This is a genomic window from Paraburkholderia atlantica, assembly GCF_000092885.1.
Lineage (GTDB): Bacteria > Pseudomonadota > Gammaproteobacteria > Burkholderiales > Burkholderiaceae > Paraburkholderia > Paraburkholderia atlantica.
Map to the genome: position 1 here is coordinate 112,400 of NC_014117.1, position 13,900 is coordinate 126,299.

Genomic DNA, 13,900 nt, shown 5'->3' on the forward strand with positions numbered 1-13,900 from the left:
GCGGTTCCTGTCAGTTTGGATTGTTGCCGCCAGTCGCGGCGCCATTGCCACTCATGCCGCCATTCGTAACGGTGCCGTTCGCCCCGTTGCTCACGACGCTCGCATGCACGCGGTACACGAGGTTCGGATTGCGATCGACGATCGTCCAGCTCGCCCATTGGTCCGGCGGCACCACCAGACCCGGGTGGCTCGCGCTCACCTGGCGCGGCTGCGGCGGCAGCTTGCAGCCGATGTCGGTGCGCCCCGCGTTGGTGTCCTCGAGCGTTTCCTGCGTGTCGATCGAAAACATCACGCCCTCGGGATCGACGCGCAGCGGCGACACCGTGATAGTGCGCGACAGATCGATGCTGCCGGCCGGCTGGTCCTTGCAGCCGACATTGTGTTGCACGACCTGATGATGCGTATCCGTGCGCGCCTGGCCGACGGTGGTGGTGCCGTCGAACGAATCGATCTGCTGGCCGTCTTTCACCACCTGCAACTGCCATTGCACGACCTGCTGCGCTGGCCGTTGTTGCGCGTGAGCGAGCAACGAAGCGCCAAGCAGCATGGCCACGATACCGGTTTTCCACATAAAAAGATCTCCGCTCACGCGTCGGTTGCGGGGTTGCCTTGCCTCTCGCCAGCAGGTTAGAGAGCAATCTTACCCCTGATGGCCGCAACGATTTCTGACACGGTCGACGAGGGCCGGTTCAGCAACAATCCATTCCAGATAAGGATCTGAACGCCAGCGATCGTTAGCAGCAGAGCCGCGCGACTGCTGGCTTGCACGCGATTGTGTCCTCGTTACACTGGACTGGAATCGGCGCTCACAAGGCGCCGCCGCTGCAGGATCAGCCAGACGGGGTGAGCGATGACAACAGCAATGGTCAAACAGGAAATCGCCGTGGCCTCGTTCAGCCGGGTGTATGACCTCGACGAGGTCGAAAGCGCGCTGAACGGTCTCGGCGAGGGCGCGAACGAGGCGCTGCGCGCAACCTACGAAAAGATGCTGAAGACGGGCAATCTGCGCTTCTGCGTGAAGCCGAACCGGATGCCGTCGATCGACGATCTGATCGACGCGCTGCCCAATTTTTCCGCGCCGCTCGACGACATCCGCAAGCAGGTCGCGCTGTGCCTCGAAACCGAGGACCGGCTCGAACTGATGCCGATCCTGCTGCTCGGCGAACCCGGCATCGGCAAGACGCATTTCGCGAAGCAGCTGGCGCGCCTGCTCGGCACCGCGTACCAATATGTCGCGATGAGTTCGCTGACGGCGGGCTGGATTCTGTCGGGCGCGTCGTCGCAATGGAAGAACGCGAAACCGGGCAAGGTGTTCGATGCGCTCGTGAACGGCAGCTACGCGAACCCGGTGATCGCCGTCGACGAGATCGACAAGGCGACCGGCGATTCGCAATACGACCCGCTCGGCGCGCTGTACGCGCTACTCGAACACGACACCGCCCAGAGCTTTGTCGACGAGTTCGCCGAGATAGCGATCAACGCGGGCAACGTGATCTGGATCGCGACCGCCAACGACGAACGCGCGATCCCCGAGCCGATCCTGAACCGCATGAATGTCTACGAGATCCCGCCGCCGGACCACGCGGGCGCGCGACGCATCGCGCAGTCGATCTACGACGAGATCCGCGGCGCGCACAACTGGGGCATGCGCTTTCCGGAGACGCTCGGCGACGCGACGCTCGATGCGCTCAAGCGCGCATCGCCGCGCGAAATGCGCCGCGCGATCCTGAACGGCTTCGGCGCGGCGCGCATCGCGGGACGCGACCAGGTCGAACCCGCCGATATCCGGCTCGATTACGGAAACCGGCGAAAACCGATCGGTTTTTAACGTTTTCCGCCGGTTTTTCGCACCAAATCTGCGCTTTTTTGCGATTTTGGTGGCTGTCGCGGCAATTCGTACGGTGTGTGTGGTGAATGCAACGGCAATTATTGCTGTTTTCGATGTGGATCGCGGGCCAAGCCGGTTTGCGCCGCCATCACAGGTCGATGCGCACGAGCGTTTGTCGCTTCTGTCTGTACCGAGTCGTACAATTTTCCGTGGGGGTGATAAAAAGACATAAGCAGACCCAGCGGACAGATACGTTCGACAATGAACGGAACGCGGCGGCGAGGTGCCGTTCCTGTCTTCCTTCCATCGGCTGAACGAGGCAGCGCGCGGCGCGATGCGCCGCGTCAACGGATATGGATCAAATCGAATGTGTAGTGATCGGTGCCGGCGTGATCGGCCTCGCGACGGCGCGCGCTCTCGCGGCGCGCGGGCGCGAAGTGATCGTGCTGGAGGCCGCCGACGCGATCGGCGTGGGCACGAGTTCACGCAACAGCGAAGTGATTCACGCGGGCATCTACTATTCGCGCGGATCGCTGAAGGCCACGCTGTGCGTGCGCGGCCGTGAAATGCTGTATGACTACTGCGCCGAGCGCAACGTGCCTCATTCGCGCTGCGGCAAGCTGCTCGTCGCGACGTCGCGCAACCAGATTCCGCAGCTCGAAAGCATCATGGCCAAAGGGCGCGACAACGGTGTGCTCGACCTGATGCGCATCACCGGCGATCAGGCGCAGGCGCTCGAACCGGCGCTCGAATGCGTGGAGGCGGTGTTTTCGCCGCAGACTGGCATCGTCGATAGTCATCAGTACATGCTCGCGCTGCAAGGCGATGCCGAGCGCGACGGCGCCATGTGCGCGTTCCATGCGCCGGTCGAGGCGATCGAGGCTCACAACGGCCGCTTCACGATCGCGGTCGGCGGTGCGGCGCCCACCACGATCAGCGCCGCCTGCGTGATCAACAGCGCGGGTCTGCATGCGAACGCGCTCGCGCGCAAGATTCGCGGTCTCGACCCGCGCCACGTGCCGCCGCTTTACTTCGCGCGCGGCAATTACTTCAGCATCTCGGGGCGCGCGCCGTTCAGCCGCCTGATCTATCCGATGCCGAACGAGGCCGGCCTCGGCGTGCATCTGACGCTCGATCTCGGCGGCCAGGCGCGTTTCGGTCCCGACGTCGAATGGGTCGATGCGATCAATTACGACGTCGATCCGCATCGCGCGGAGTCGTTTTATGCGGCGATTCGCGCCTACTGGCCGGCCTTGCCCGATGACGCGTTGCAGCCGGCTTACGCGGGCATTCGTCCGAAGCTTTCGGGTCCTGGCGAACCCGCCGCCGATTTCGTGATTCAGGGGCCGGCCGCGCATGGCGTGCGCGGCCTCGTCAATCTGTTCGGCATCGAGTCGCCGGGTCTGACTGCATCACTGGCGATCGCGCAGCGGGTGTGCGAGCTGGCGGGGCGCGCGTAAGGCCGCGGTTACACCGTACCGATCCGCTTATCTCCAGCATTTGGAATGTCACGGGAGACGGCTTCGTTGCTATGCTTTGCGAACGCTGTCATCAGAACGGCGTTGATTCCAATAGAAATGGAGTGAGTCCCCATGAGATCTTCCCGTCGTACGTTTTTGATCACCAGCATCGGTGTGGCATCGACACTCGCACTGTCGCGCCAGGCGTTCGCCGACGCGCCGAAGGTTTCCGAAACCGATCCGACCGCGCAGGCGCTCGGCTACAAGGCGGACGCGAGCAAGGTCGACAAGGCGAAATTCGCCAAATTCGAGCCTGGCCAGCAATGCAGCAACTGCAGCTTCTTCCAGGGCAAGGCGGGCGATGCCTACGGCGGCTGCCCGATGTTCGCGGGCAAACAGGTGGCGGCCACGGGATGGTGCAGCGCCTATAACAAGAAGGCCTGATCGAGCCTGCCTTTGATGTGTTAGCAGGCTTTGCGCGGGATGCGTGGCGACATCGCGGCGCATCCCGTGACTACACCCATCGTGGGTTTTGCGCCGACTGCGGCGCAAGCTGTGCAGCGCACAAGCCGGGCGGCATTTTCAAAGCTTCATTGAACCCGTCGCTGGATTTTTTCAGCGCCGCGCTTTCATCAATGGCGGGCGCCTGTCGAACCACGGCCGCGCCGCCTCGAGTTGCGCGGCGAGTCTGAACAGCGTCGCCTCACCGCCGACACGCGCGGCGAACTGCACGCCGATCGGCAGCCCGCGCGCGTTCCAGTACAAGGGCACCGACATCGCCGGCTGTCCGCTCAGGTTGAACAGTTCGGTGCAGCCGGCCCACGCGAATGCCTTGTTCGACGCTTCGAACAGCAGTTTCTTCATCAATCGTTCCAGCGGCATCGTGGTGACCGCGCGCATCTGCATACGCTCGACGGAGCTCGGCCGCATCTCGCCGATCTTGATCGGCGCGGACGCGAGCGTCGCGCATAGCAGCACGTCGTAGCGGTTCAGCAGATCGGTCAGGCGCGCGGTGATGCGGCGCTGTTCGTCGAGCGCGGCCGGCAAGCCCTGCTCGCCGATCTTGCGGCCGACATGCGCCATCGCCCACGTCGAAATTTCGAACTCGCCGCGCGTTGGCTTGTGGCCGGTGATGCGCTCCGCGTTCAGCACGAGGTCTTCGGCGGTCACCGACCACAGCGTCAGGAACGCATGACGGACCGCCGCGAAATCGACGCCGAGCGACACCGGCTCCAGACGATGGCCGAGTGAGCTCGCGAGTTGCGCGGCGTCGTCGAGCGCGGCGCGGGCATCGGCCGATAACGACGGTGCGAGCATCGGTTCGGTCACGTAGGCGATCGTCAGCGGCTTGCATGGCTCGCGCGTCGCGCCGAGAAAGGTGCCGGGCGCGCCGGCCGGCCGCTCGGCGTTGCCCGCCAGCAGGTCGAGCAGCAATGCGCTGTCGCGCACGCTGCGCGAGACGGCGTGATCGATGCCGAGTTCGCCGGCACTGACCTGCGCCGCGCGCGGCACGCGACCGCGCGACGGTTTCAGGCCGAACAGTCCGCAGCATGACGCCGGAATCCGGATCGAGCCGCCGCCGTCCGACGCATGCGCGAGCGGCACGACGCCGGCGGCGACCGCCGCCGCCGCGCCGCCGCTCGAACCGCCCGGCGTGTGATCGAGGTTCCACGGATTGCGGCACGCGCCAAATAGTTCGGGCTCCGTATAAGGCATCTGGCCGAGCTCGGAGGTGCTGGTCTTCGCGAAGATATTCAGACCCGCCGCTTTCGCGAGCGCGACGACCGGCGCGTCCTGCGTCGGAATGAAGTGGCGGTAGTGGCGGCTGCCCATGGCCATGCGCAGTCCCGCCACGGGCGCGCCGAGATCCTTGATCAGGAACGGCACGCCGGCGAGCGCGGCGTGGGCGGTCGAGTCGTCGATTCCGTTCACGCCTTCGACGCTATTCGCGCGATTCGCGTCGTCGCGCGACGCACGCTGGCGGGCCGCATCGTAGTCTTTCAGAACGACCGCGTTGATCGCGGGATTGACGGCCTCGGTGCGCGAAATCGCGACGTCGATCAGTTCGCGCGCGCTAACCTGGCGCGTGCGCACGAGTTCGGCGAGGCCGATGGCGTCATGAGCGAGATAGTCTGATAGCACGTCGGTTGAGCCCTCGCGGTCGGTTGGCATGCTGCGTCGAATTCGCGGCCGGCCATGCAAGCGCGACAGCGTCGTTTCGCTCGATTTCGCGTTGCTCCGCTCGGGCGTCGCGCATGTGAAAAGACGGCGTGTCGGCCGACACGCCGTCTTGCACAGAGTACCTGAGTTGAGCGCCGACGTGACTGATGTGAATTCGAATGCTCACTTCAAATGCGTGAGCTCCGCGAATTACATCCGCTCGCCGAGGAACGTCAGCGTGCGGCCATGCGCTAATGCCGACGCGTGCTGGTTGTACGACGCACGATCCGAGCAGTTGAAGCCGTGATCCGCGTTCGGGTAGATGTTGAATTGCACGTCGGCGCGACCCGCGAAGCGCTCCTGAATCTGGCCGATGTCCGACGGCAAAATATGCGCGTCGAGCTCGCCGTAGTGGAACTGCATCGGCACCTTGACGTTCGCGGCCTTGTCGAGATGGTTGTGGATGCCGCCGCCGTAGTAGGCGACGGCGGCGTCGACCGAACCGGCCGCCGCGGCCAGGTAGGCGAGACGGCCGCCGAAGCAGTAGCCGATCGCCGCGACCTTGCCGGTCACTTCCGGCAGCGCGCGCAAGGCAGCTGCGGCGGCGCCGATGTCGGCGACCGCGTCGTCGACCTTGGTCTTCTGCATCAGCTCGATGCCCTTTTCCCGATCCTTGCCCTCATACGTCAACTCGACGCGCGGCTGCACGCGCCAGAACACGTCCGGGGCGAGCGCGACATAGCCGTCTTGCGCGTACTGATCGGCGACCGAACGGATATGGCTGTTCACGCCGAAGATTTCCTGGATGATGATGACCGCCGGGCCCTTGCCGCCCTTCGGCAGCGCGAGGTAGCCGCCGAAAGTGTCGTTGCCGGCCGGGATGTCAATCCATCGGGAAGTCGTGCTCATGCTGTTCTCCATTGACTCGCGCGAACGCCGCGCGAGGTCGGTGTGTACGAAACGCTCAAGGCCACGCGGCCCTGCAACGGGCGGTTAGTTTGCCATCAAAAGAACCGGCTTGCAGCGAGGCGGGACGGGGCCTCGCGGCCGATGCGGCGCGCTTCGATTCTCGTAAGGCGATTGAAACGATCTCGATAATTCATTTCTCCGCGATGGCGCGTGTGGGTACAGTCAACGCGTAATGACTCGCGCGTGTCAGCGCATCTCGCGACAGGTTGGCGAGCGCATCGATCAGCACATCGACGGCTTTGCGTCGGAAAAGAAGCGACCATGAATGAAGGCGGTTTTGTGACGCCGTTTGCCGAGCGTTTCCGGATGCGAGTACCTGTCGTGCAGGCGCCGATGGCCGGCGGCGCGACGACGCCGGCGCTCGTCGCGGCGGTATCGAATGCCGGCGGACTTGGTTTTCTCGCGGGCGCGGCGCTCGCACCCGAGAAGATCGCGAGCGAAGTCGCGGCGATTCGCGCGCTGACCGATCGCCCGTTCGGCGTGAATTTGTTCGTGCTCGATCCCGCCTCACCCGATGAAGCGACCGTGCGCCGCGCGCTCGACGCGATCGATCCGTTGCGCGCCGAGCTCGGTTTGCCGCCGGGCCAACCGCTCGCACGCTATGCGCCGGACTTTCGCGCGCAACTGGAGGCGCTGATCGAATTGCGAGTGCCGGTCGCCGGCTTTACGTTCGGACTGCTCCCGGCGGCCGACGTTGAGCGTTTGCACGCGAGCGGCAGTTATGTAGTTGGGACTGCGACGCATGTTGCCGAGGGCATCGCGTGGCGCGATGCGGGCGCCGATGCGGTCGCCGCGCAAGGCGCGGAGGCGGGCGCGCATCGCGGCACGTTCATCGGCGCATTCGAAGATGCGCTGGTCGGCACGATAGCGCTCGTGCCGCAACTGATCGACGCGACCGGGCTGCCGGTGCTGGCGGCCGGCGGCATCATGGACGGTCGCGGCATCGTCGCGGCACTCGCGCTCGGCGCCCAAGCCGCGGTGATGGGCACCGCTTTCCTGACCACGCGCGAGAGCGCGATCCCCGAGGTATGGAAAACCCGCGTGCGCGGTGTGTCCGATACGTCGACCACGGTGACGCGCGCGATCACGGGCCGTCATGCGCGCGGCATCCGCAATCCGTTGATGCAACGTTTGCGCGAATCGGCGCAAAGCATTGCGCCGTATCCGGTGCAAAACGCGTTGACGCAGGAGTTGCGGCAAAACGCGGCGCGTGCGCAGAACGGCGACTATCTGTCGTTGTGGGCGGGGCAGGGTGCGCCGCTCGGGCGCACGCGCGCCGAAGGAATCGGCGCGGCCGAACCGATGGCGCAGCTCGAGCAGGAATGGCGGGCGACCTCCGTGCGAAACGCCGAGTTCATGCGTTGATTGCGTGGTCGATTTAAGGCTGATTTAAGTTTTTTACCGCAGTCACATTCCTGTGCGGCACGCCACATTTTTGAGTTGAAAAAACCTTCGAATCTTATGTGACGGAAGCCGGAAAAACGCTAAATCCACGCCCGCGGAGAAACTTCCCAATTATCGGAAACCCGCATGGGATGGGGCTTTGCGGCTCGCTCACCCAAGCCGCGAGCGGCTCGAGTAGGAACTGCGCTATTAGTGTTGTTCCCACTTTCTCAAAAAATTCCCCCAAATTAATTTGTTGGCCTACACTTGCGCGCAAGTACGGTTTGCCAACTGCCACAAACAGTCCGGTAAACGTACTGGCCAAGTGCATGAACGATGCAACCGGCGTGGTCGTCCACGGGACTGAGCGACACGTGTAGGGGAAGCGGGGCACAGGGCGATTACGTTGTTTTGACCGAAACTGGAGACTTACATGAGCATCAAAATTCAAAAGCTGTTGCCGATCAGCGCTGCCGCTCTGCTGTTCGCGACGTTGGCAACATCGGCCGCGGCCGACACGGTCGTCAAGATCGGTCACGTTGCGCCGTTGACTGGCGGTATCGCTCACCTGGGTAAGGACAACGAAAACGGCGCGCGTCTCGCCGTCGAGGAAATCAACGCGAAGGGTCTGACGATCGGCGGCCAGAAGGTCACGCTGCAACTGGACGCACAGGACGACGCGGCCGACCCCCGCACGGCTACGCAGGTTGCGCAGAAGCTCGTCGACGACAAGGTCGTCGCCGTGGTCGGCCACCTGAATTCGGGCACCTCGATCCCGGCATCGAAGATCTATAGCGATGCGGGCATCGTGCAGATCTCGCCGTCGGCGACCAACCCGGCCTACACGCAGCAAGGCTTCAAGACGACCTACCGCGTCGTCGCGACCGACGCTCAGCAAGGCCCGGCACTCGCGAACTACGCGGCGAAGGGCATGAAGGTGAAGAGCGTCGCGATCGTCGACGACTCGACTGCTTACGGCCAGGGTCTCGCGAACGAGTTCGAGAAGACGGCGAAGGCGCTCGGTTTGAACGTGGTGTCGCACGACGCGACGAACGACAAGGCCGTCGATTTCCGCGCGATTTTGACGAAGATCAAGGGTGAAAATCCCGACGCGATCATGTACGGCGGCATGGACGCAACCGGCGGCCCGTTCGCCAAGCAGGCGAAGCAGCTGGGCCTGCGCGCGAAGGTGCTGGCAGGTGACGGCGTGTGTACCGACAAGCTGTCGGACCTGGCCGGCGACGCAACCGACAACATCGTCTGCTCGGAAGCCGGCATGGCGCTCGAAAAGATGGCGGGCGGCAAGGCGTTCGAAACGAAGTACGAGAAGCGCTTCGGCCAGCCGATCCAGATTTACGCGCCGTTCACGTATGACGCGGTGTACATCATCGTCGACGCGATGAAGCGCGCTAACTCGACCGAACCGGCGAAGATCCTGGCAGCGATGCCGGCGACCGACTACAAGGGCGTGATCGGCGAAACGACATTCGACTCGAAGGGCGACCTGCAGCACGGCGTGATCTCGCTGTACAACTACAAGCAAGGCAAGAAGACGCTGCTCGACGTCGTGAAGATGTAAATTCGGTGTGATCGAAGGCGGCGTCGCGCCGCCATTCGATTCGCTGCTTCAGAGGCACGTGAGCCGTGAGGCTTGCGTGCCTTTTCTTTTGTTCACCGCTCCCGTCAGATCTTCAGACGCCGCAGCACCTTCGGCCCGGCGAAGGCGATCATTGCGGCGCAAACGGCGACGACCGACAGTCCGATCGTCAGATTGGTCACCTGCGCGACCGCGCCGATAATCACCGGTCCGAGCAGCAAGCCGAAATAAGCCAGCCCCGCGACGTGCGCGAGCCCCTCGGCCGCGTGGATGCCCTTCACGCTCGCCGCCGCCGCGAACAGCACCGGCATCATGTTCGCGAGGCCCAGGCCGATCAGCGCAAAGCCGGCGAGCGCGGCGACCGGATTCGGCAGCAGCAGCGCGTCGACCATTCCGGCGCAGGCGAGAGTCGCGCTGATCATCACGAGTTGCGGTGCGCCGAAGCGGGCGCGCACCGCGTCGCCGGCAAAACGCGCGGCCGCCATCCCGCCGGAAAACGCCGCGTAGGCGGCGCTCGCGAGCGCGGGCGTCGAGAGCACGACATCGCGCATATAGACTGTGGCCCAGTCGTACATCGCGCCTTCGGCGATCAGCGCGACCAGCGCCATCGTGCCGAGCGCCCACAGCGCCGGCGAGCGCCAGCGGCTTGCGCGCGGCGCAGCGGCATCGGGATGCTCGGCGTGCGGCACGTGCGGCAGCACCGACGGGCACGCCAGCACCAGCACGAGCGCGCTGACCGTCGCCGCGAGCGCGAGATGCAGGGCCGGCGCCATGCCGCGCGACAGCAGCGCACCGCCGACCGCCGCGCCGAACATCCCGCCAAGGCTGAACATGCCGTGCAGCGACGACATGATCGGCTTGCCGAGCGCTTTTTCGACAGCGCTCGCTTCGGCGTTCATCGCGACGTCGAGCGTGGCCATGCCGGCGCCGAAGACGGCCAGCACGACCAGCAGAATCCAGTACGCCGGCACGACCAGAACCAGCGCCGCGCAGGCGGCCATCGCGAGGCCGCCGGCCAGGCAGGCGCGGCGCGTGCCGACCCGCGCGATCCACGACGCATTGGTCACCATTGCGCCGATCGATCCGCCCGCCACCGCGAACAAGGCGAACGACAGCATCGCCGGATTCAGATGGAAGCGGTCGCGCACCGTCGGCACGTGCACGCCCCACGACGCGTACATCATGCCGGCGATGAAAAACAGCGCCATCGTGGCGATGCGTGCGCGTTGCCGTGCGGTGACGGACAGGTTGCGATGGGCGGCCGGCAGGACGGCGAATTCGGAGGCGTGGTGATCGGGCACGGAGGTCTCGAGGCGGAGGGCGCGAGAAAGCGCATTAAAAGCGGATCTCCGATTTTATCGAAGCGTGGTGGCTAACGCTTGGAGCCGTGGGATCGGGCGCATACGATTGATAGGCTGGGGATGCAACGAAGCGGGATTGCCGGATGTCATGCTTTGCCGCGCCGCAGTTGGCTGTTGCATCGCCACGCCCGGCGGCTTTTGTGCCGCTCACCGCTCTTCGTTCATTCCAAATTCACCCGAGGAACGCTCAGTTGAATATTCCCGCTCACGCCCCGCTGCATCTGCTGCACACGGCCTCGGTCGGCACGCTCGCCACGCACGCTCGTCAGCCCGAGGGCTTTCCGTATCCGTCGGTGCTGCCGTTCGCGCCGGACGCGCGGCATCGTCCGACGATCCTCGTGAGCCGGCTCGCGGAGCACACGCACAATTTGCACGCCGATCCGCGCGCGGGTTTTCTGGCCATCGACGCAGCCGACGGCGACGTGCTGAGCGGCCAGCGCGTCACCCTGCTCGGCCGCTTCGAGCCGGTCGACTCCAGCCCGGAACTGGTGCGGCGCTACCTGCGCTATCAGCCGGACGCGGAGCGCTATCTGGCGTTGGGCGATTTCACGTTCTGGATCATGGAGATCGAGCGGCTGCGCTACATCGGCGGCTTCGGCGCGATGGGCTGGCTAGACGGCGCCGAACTCGATCCGCTGCCGCCGCTCGCCGCCGGCGAGGAGGACGCGCTGATCACGGAATTCGGTCGCCGGCTGAGTGGCGCGGGCGACGTCGAATTGCTGGGCATCGATCGTTATGGCGCCGATCTGAAACGCAACGGCGTGCGCCGTCGTTTCGCATTCGATGACGCGCGGTCCGATTCCGGGACATTGCACGCGGCGCTCGAAGTCTGCATCGAGCGGCATGCGGATTAAGCATTTATCGTTTATCGGGAAACTTAGGGTGCAGCAGTCTCGGCGAAGGGGCACCCGTATAAATAGCGCGCTTATCCGAGCCAAAGCTTTCATGCGGTGAAATGTTTGATGTGCAATAGACGCCTCAAGTCTCATTTTCTGATAGATAAATCGGATCAATATGCAGATCGGCGGGATTTTTTCAGCGGGGTGCGAAATCAGCTATTTGAAAGGCCTAGTCCGACCGAGAAGCAGCGCAGGAAACTTTTTGAAACGAATTTAAATTAATTTTTTCCGGGCGCTTATCCAGTCTTTCTATTTTGTGTTAATCTCGCCATCAAATTCCGAGGCATGAAACCTTCAAAGGCGAGTCGGCGAAAGACCGGCGTCATTTATCCATACCACAAGGGAACCTATGTCTTCCTACAAGGAACTACTCGCGCAGCGCGAGAAGCTCGAAAAGCAGATTGAAGAAGCGAAGTCGCGCGAATACGCGGAAGTCTTGAATGAAATCAAGCAGAAAATGGCGGACTACGGCATTTCGCTGAGCGAACTCGGCGGCGGCCGCGCACCGAAGGGCGCTAAAGCGAGCCGGCCGCGCGCAGGCGTCGCGCCTAAATATCGCGATCCCGAAAGCGGCAGCACGTGGTCCGGTCGCGGCAAGCCGCCGCGCTGGATCGCGGGTCTTGATCGCGAGAAGTTTCTGATCCAGAAGTAATCGCGATCCGGCGGGCGGTGAAGGTTGCCTGCACGTAATGCGAATACCGGCAATCCATCGCGTTTATAGCCTGCTGCAGAATCTCAAAAAGCCGCGCACCGTTCAGGGCGCGGTTTTGTCGTTTGGGGCGCCCGATTGTTGTCGCATGTGCTTCAGGTAACTGGAACGCGAATGCTTTTCGTTTAGATAAGCGACTGATTTTAAAAAGGTTTTTCCGCGGCTCCCCTGCGCGAGCGATTCGAGGCGGGTACAATAACAACAATTGACCTTCCGCCTTTTCAGCATGCCGTCCGCCGCGATCCCCCAAACCGCCGAGAAACAACGCGTTGCGCGCAAAAGTACCTTTGCGAGTATTGCGGTCAATACCGTGTTGATGACGCTGCAAATCATCATCGGCACGATCGCGCACTCGCAGGCGCTAGTTGCCGACGGTGTCCATTCGCTCGCCGATCTCATTTCCGATTTTGTCGTGCTGATTGCCAATCGGCATAGCGGGGCAAAACCCGACGCGGATCACAATTACGGACATAGCCGTTATGAGACTGTGGCGTCGTTATTTCTCGGCGCACTGCTGATCTCGGTCGGTGTCGGCATGTTGTGGCGCGCCGGGACGCGGCTCGCCGATCTACAAAATATCCCCGCCGTGCATATGAGCGCGCTCGCAGTCGCGGTGCTCGTACTTGTCTGCAAGGAAGCGCTATTTCGCTACATGCTGCGCGAGGCGAAGCGCGTGCGTTCCGCGATGCTGATCGCGAACGCATGGCACGCGCGCTCGGACGCGGCGTCGTCGCTGGTGGTGGGGATAGGCGTGATCGGCAGTCTCGTTGGCTTGCGGTTGCTCGACCCGATTGCGGCGGCCATCGTCGGCTTCATGGTCGCGCGCATGGGGTGGACCTTCGGTTGGGACGCGCTGCAGGATTTGTCGGACCGTGCGCTCGACGAAACTGCCACCGCCGACATGCGCGCGTTGCTGATGTCCACCCCGGGTGTGCGTGACGTGCACGAAATGCGCACGCGCAAGATGGGCGATTTCGCGCTCGTCGACGCGCACATCCTCGTCGATCCGATGATTTCGGTGTCGGAAGGCCATTACATCGCGGAGTCGGCGCGTCTGCGTGTGCTGACCGACAAGCGCGTGCTCGACGCGCTGATCCACGTTGACCCGGAAAACGATGCGCTCGCGCATCCACCGGTCGATCTGCCTCCGCGCGAGCGCGTGACCGCCGAAGTCGACGCGGCGCTGGCTGCCGGTGGCTTGCGGGCCGCTGCGGTGAATCTGCACTACCTGAGCACCGGGCTCGACGTGGAGGTGGTGTTGCCTGCGGCGCTGTCCGGTGAAGGGCGTGCCGCAGAGAGCGCCGAGGCCGCTCGTCTGCTTGAAAGCGAGGCGCAGTCGCTCGGCCGCGTCGATCTGGCGGCGCTCAAGCGTCGCCTCGGTGCGCGCAAGCTCGACGTGCTGCTGCAACGGGATATCTCGGCCGCGCACGGCGGTTCGGCGGCCGATCTCAAGGCCGGCGTCGCTCCCGCCGGTCGGTCAAGCGCCACGGAGCCTCACAACGCCGCCTGAGTTTGGTGAGTTTCGGACGCTCGA

The 13,900-nt window shown here is 63.9% G+C and carries 12 protein-coding genes; 8 read left to right on the top strand and 4 right to left on the bottom strand.

All coding sequences use genetic code 11. The annotated features are described in order from the left end of the window. Window positions 1-10: 10 nt before the first annotated feature. Window positions 11-571 (bottom strand): hypothetical protein, encoded by a 561-nt coding sequence (locus tag BC1002_RS00500; protein WP_013088112.1) that lies wholly within the window; start codon window positions 569-571, stop codon window positions 11-13. A gap of 279 nt (window positions 572-850) precedes the next feature. On the opposite strand from BC1002_RS00500, the gene BC1002_RS00505 reads away from it, so the two are divergent. The 3 genes from BC1002_RS00505 to BC1002_RS00515 all read left to right on the top strand — a co-directional run bounded on the left by BC1002_RS00505 (window position 851) and on the right by BC1002_RS00515 (window position 3,732). Further along, window positions 851-1,828 carry an AAA family ATPase gene (locus tag BC1002_RS00505; protein ID WP_041734244.1) on the top strand — a complete coding sequence of 326 codons (978 nt, stop codon included), beginning with the start codon at window positions 851-853 and terminating at the stop codon, window positions 1,826-1,828. A 353-nt stretch (window positions 1,829-2,181) separates the two neighbouring features. Then, window positions 2,182-3,288 (top strand): NAD(P)/FAD-dependent oxidoreductase, encoded by a 1,107-nt coding sequence (locus BC1002_RS00510; RefSeq protein ID WP_013088114.1) that lies wholly within the window; start codon window positions 2,182-2,184, stop codon window positions 3,286-3,288. A 132-nt stretch (window positions 3,289-3,420) separates the two neighbouring features. Then, the gene (locus BC1002_RS00515; protein WP_013088115.1) at window positions 3,421-3,732 is read left to right on the top strand and encodes a high-potential iron-sulfur protein; all 312 of its coding nucleotides are present in this window, start codon (window positions 3,421-3,423) and stop codon (window positions 3,730-3,732) included. Between the two features lie 171 nt (window positions 3,733-3,903). Here the strand turns inward: BC1002_RS00515 and BC1002_RS00520 are convergent, their stop codons facing one another. Together BC1002_RS00520 and BC1002_RS00525 are read right to left on the bottom strand one after the other, a co-directional pair. Further along, window positions 3,904-5,460, bottom strand: coding sequence for an amidase (locus tag BC1002_RS00520; RefSeq protein WP_013088116.1), 1,557 nt, complete (start codon window positions 5,458-5,460; stop codon window positions 3,904-3,906). 198 nt (window positions 5,461-5,658) lie between these two features. Then, window positions 5,659-6,357: a dienelactone hydrolase family protein gene (locus tag BC1002_RS00525; protein ID WP_013088117.1), complete on the bottom strand. Its 699-nt coding sequence runs from the start codon at window positions 6,355-6,357 to the stop codon at window positions 5,659-5,661. Window positions 6,358-6,678: 321 nt separating this feature from the next. On the opposite strand from BC1002_RS00525, the gene BC1002_RS00530 reads away from it, so the two are divergent. Further along, window positions 6,679-7,782, top strand: coding sequence for an NAD(P)H-dependent flavin oxidoreductase (locus BC1002_RS00530; RefSeq protein ID WP_013088118.1), 1,104 nt, complete (start codon window positions 6,679-6,681; stop codon window positions 7,780-7,782). 451 nt (window positions 7,783-8,233) lie between these two features. After that, a complete protein-coding gene (locus tag BC1002_RS00535) occupies window positions 8,234-9,379 on the top strand; it encodes a branched-chain amino acid ABC transporter substrate-binding protein (protein ID WP_013088119.1) in 1,146 nt (381 codons plus the stop codon). Between the two features lie 104 nt (window positions 9,380-9,483). Here the strand turns inward: BC1002_RS00535 and BC1002_RS00540 are convergent, their stop codons facing one another. Further along, entirely contained in the window at window positions 9,484-10,698 is a 1,215-nt protein-coding gene (locus BC1002_RS00540; protein ID WP_013088120.1) for an MFS transporter, read from the bottom strand. Window positions 10,699-10,949: 251 nt separating this feature from the next. On the opposite strand from BC1002_RS00540, the gene BC1002_RS00545 reads away from it, so the two are divergent. The 3 genes from BC1002_RS00545 to BC1002_RS00555 all read left to right on the top strand — a co-directional run bounded on the left by BC1002_RS00545 (window position 10,950) and on the right by BC1002_RS00555 (window position 13,876). Then, the gene (locus BC1002_RS00545) at window positions 10,950-11,612 is read left to right on the top strand and encodes a HugZ family pyridoxamine 5'-phosphate oxidase (protein WP_013088121.1); all 663 of its coding nucleotides are present in this window, start codon (window positions 10,950-10,952) and stop codon (window positions 11,610-11,612) included. 394 nt (window positions 11,613-12,006) lie between these two features. Then, entirely contained in the window at window positions 12,007-12,309 is a 303-nt protein-coding gene (locus BC1002_RS00550; protein ID WP_008921239.1) for an H-NS histone family protein, read from the top strand. A gap of 283 nt (window positions 12,310-12,592) precedes the next feature. Next, window positions 12,593-13,876 carry a cation diffusion facilitator family transporter gene (locus tag BC1002_RS00555; RefSeq protein ID WP_013088122.1) on the top strand — a complete coding sequence of 428 codons (1,284 nt, stop codon included), beginning with the start codon at window positions 12,593-12,595 and terminating at the stop codon, window positions 13,874-13,876. Window positions 13,877-13,900: the final 24 nt, after the last annotated feature.

What these genes read in the sequence shown, in the direction of transcription:
- BC1002_RS00525 (WP_013088117.1), bottom strand. Translation starts at nt 6,357, where the DNA reads ATGAGCACGACTTCCCGATGGATTGACATCCCGGCCGGCAACGACACT.
- BC1002_RS00515 (WP_013088115.1), top strand. Translation starts at nt 3,421, where the DNA reads ATGAGATCTTCCCGTCGTACGTTTTTGATCACCAGCATCGGTGTGGCA.
- BC1002_RS00505 (WP_041734244.1), top strand. Translation starts at nt 851, where the DNA reads ATGACAACAGCAATGGTCAAACAGGAAATCGCCGTGGCCTCGTTCAGC.
- BC1002_RS00500 (WP_013088112.1), bottom strand. Translation starts at nt 571, where the DNA reads ATGTGGAAAACCGGTATCGTGGCCATGCTGCTTGGCGCTTCGTTGCTC.
- BC1002_RS00530 (WP_013088118.1), top strand. Translation starts at nt 6,679, where the DNA reads ATGAATGAAGGCGGTTTTGTGACGCCGTTTGCCGAGCGTTTCCGGATG.
- BC1002_RS00550 (WP_008921239.1), top strand. Translation starts at nt 12,007, where the DNA reads ATGTCTTCCTACAAGGAACTACTCGCGCAGCGCGAGAAGCTCGAAAAG.
- BC1002_RS00510 (WP_013088114.1), top strand. Translation starts at nt 2,182, where the DNA reads ATGGATCAAATCGAATGTGTAGTGATCGGTGCCGGCGTGATCGGCCTC.
- BC1002_RS00535 (WP_013088119.1), top strand. Translation starts at nt 8,234, where the DNA reads ATGAGCATCAAAATTCAAAAGCTGTTGCCGATCAGCGCTGCCGCTCTG.
- BC1002_RS00520 (WP_013088116.1), bottom strand. Translation starts at nt 5,460, where the DNA reads ATGCCAACCGACCGCGAGGGCTCAACCGACGTGCTATCAGACTATCTC.
- BC1002_RS00555 (WP_013088122.1), top strand. Translation starts at nt 12,593, where the DNA reads ATGCCGTCCGCCGCGATCCCCCAAACCGCCGAGAAACAACGCGTTGCG.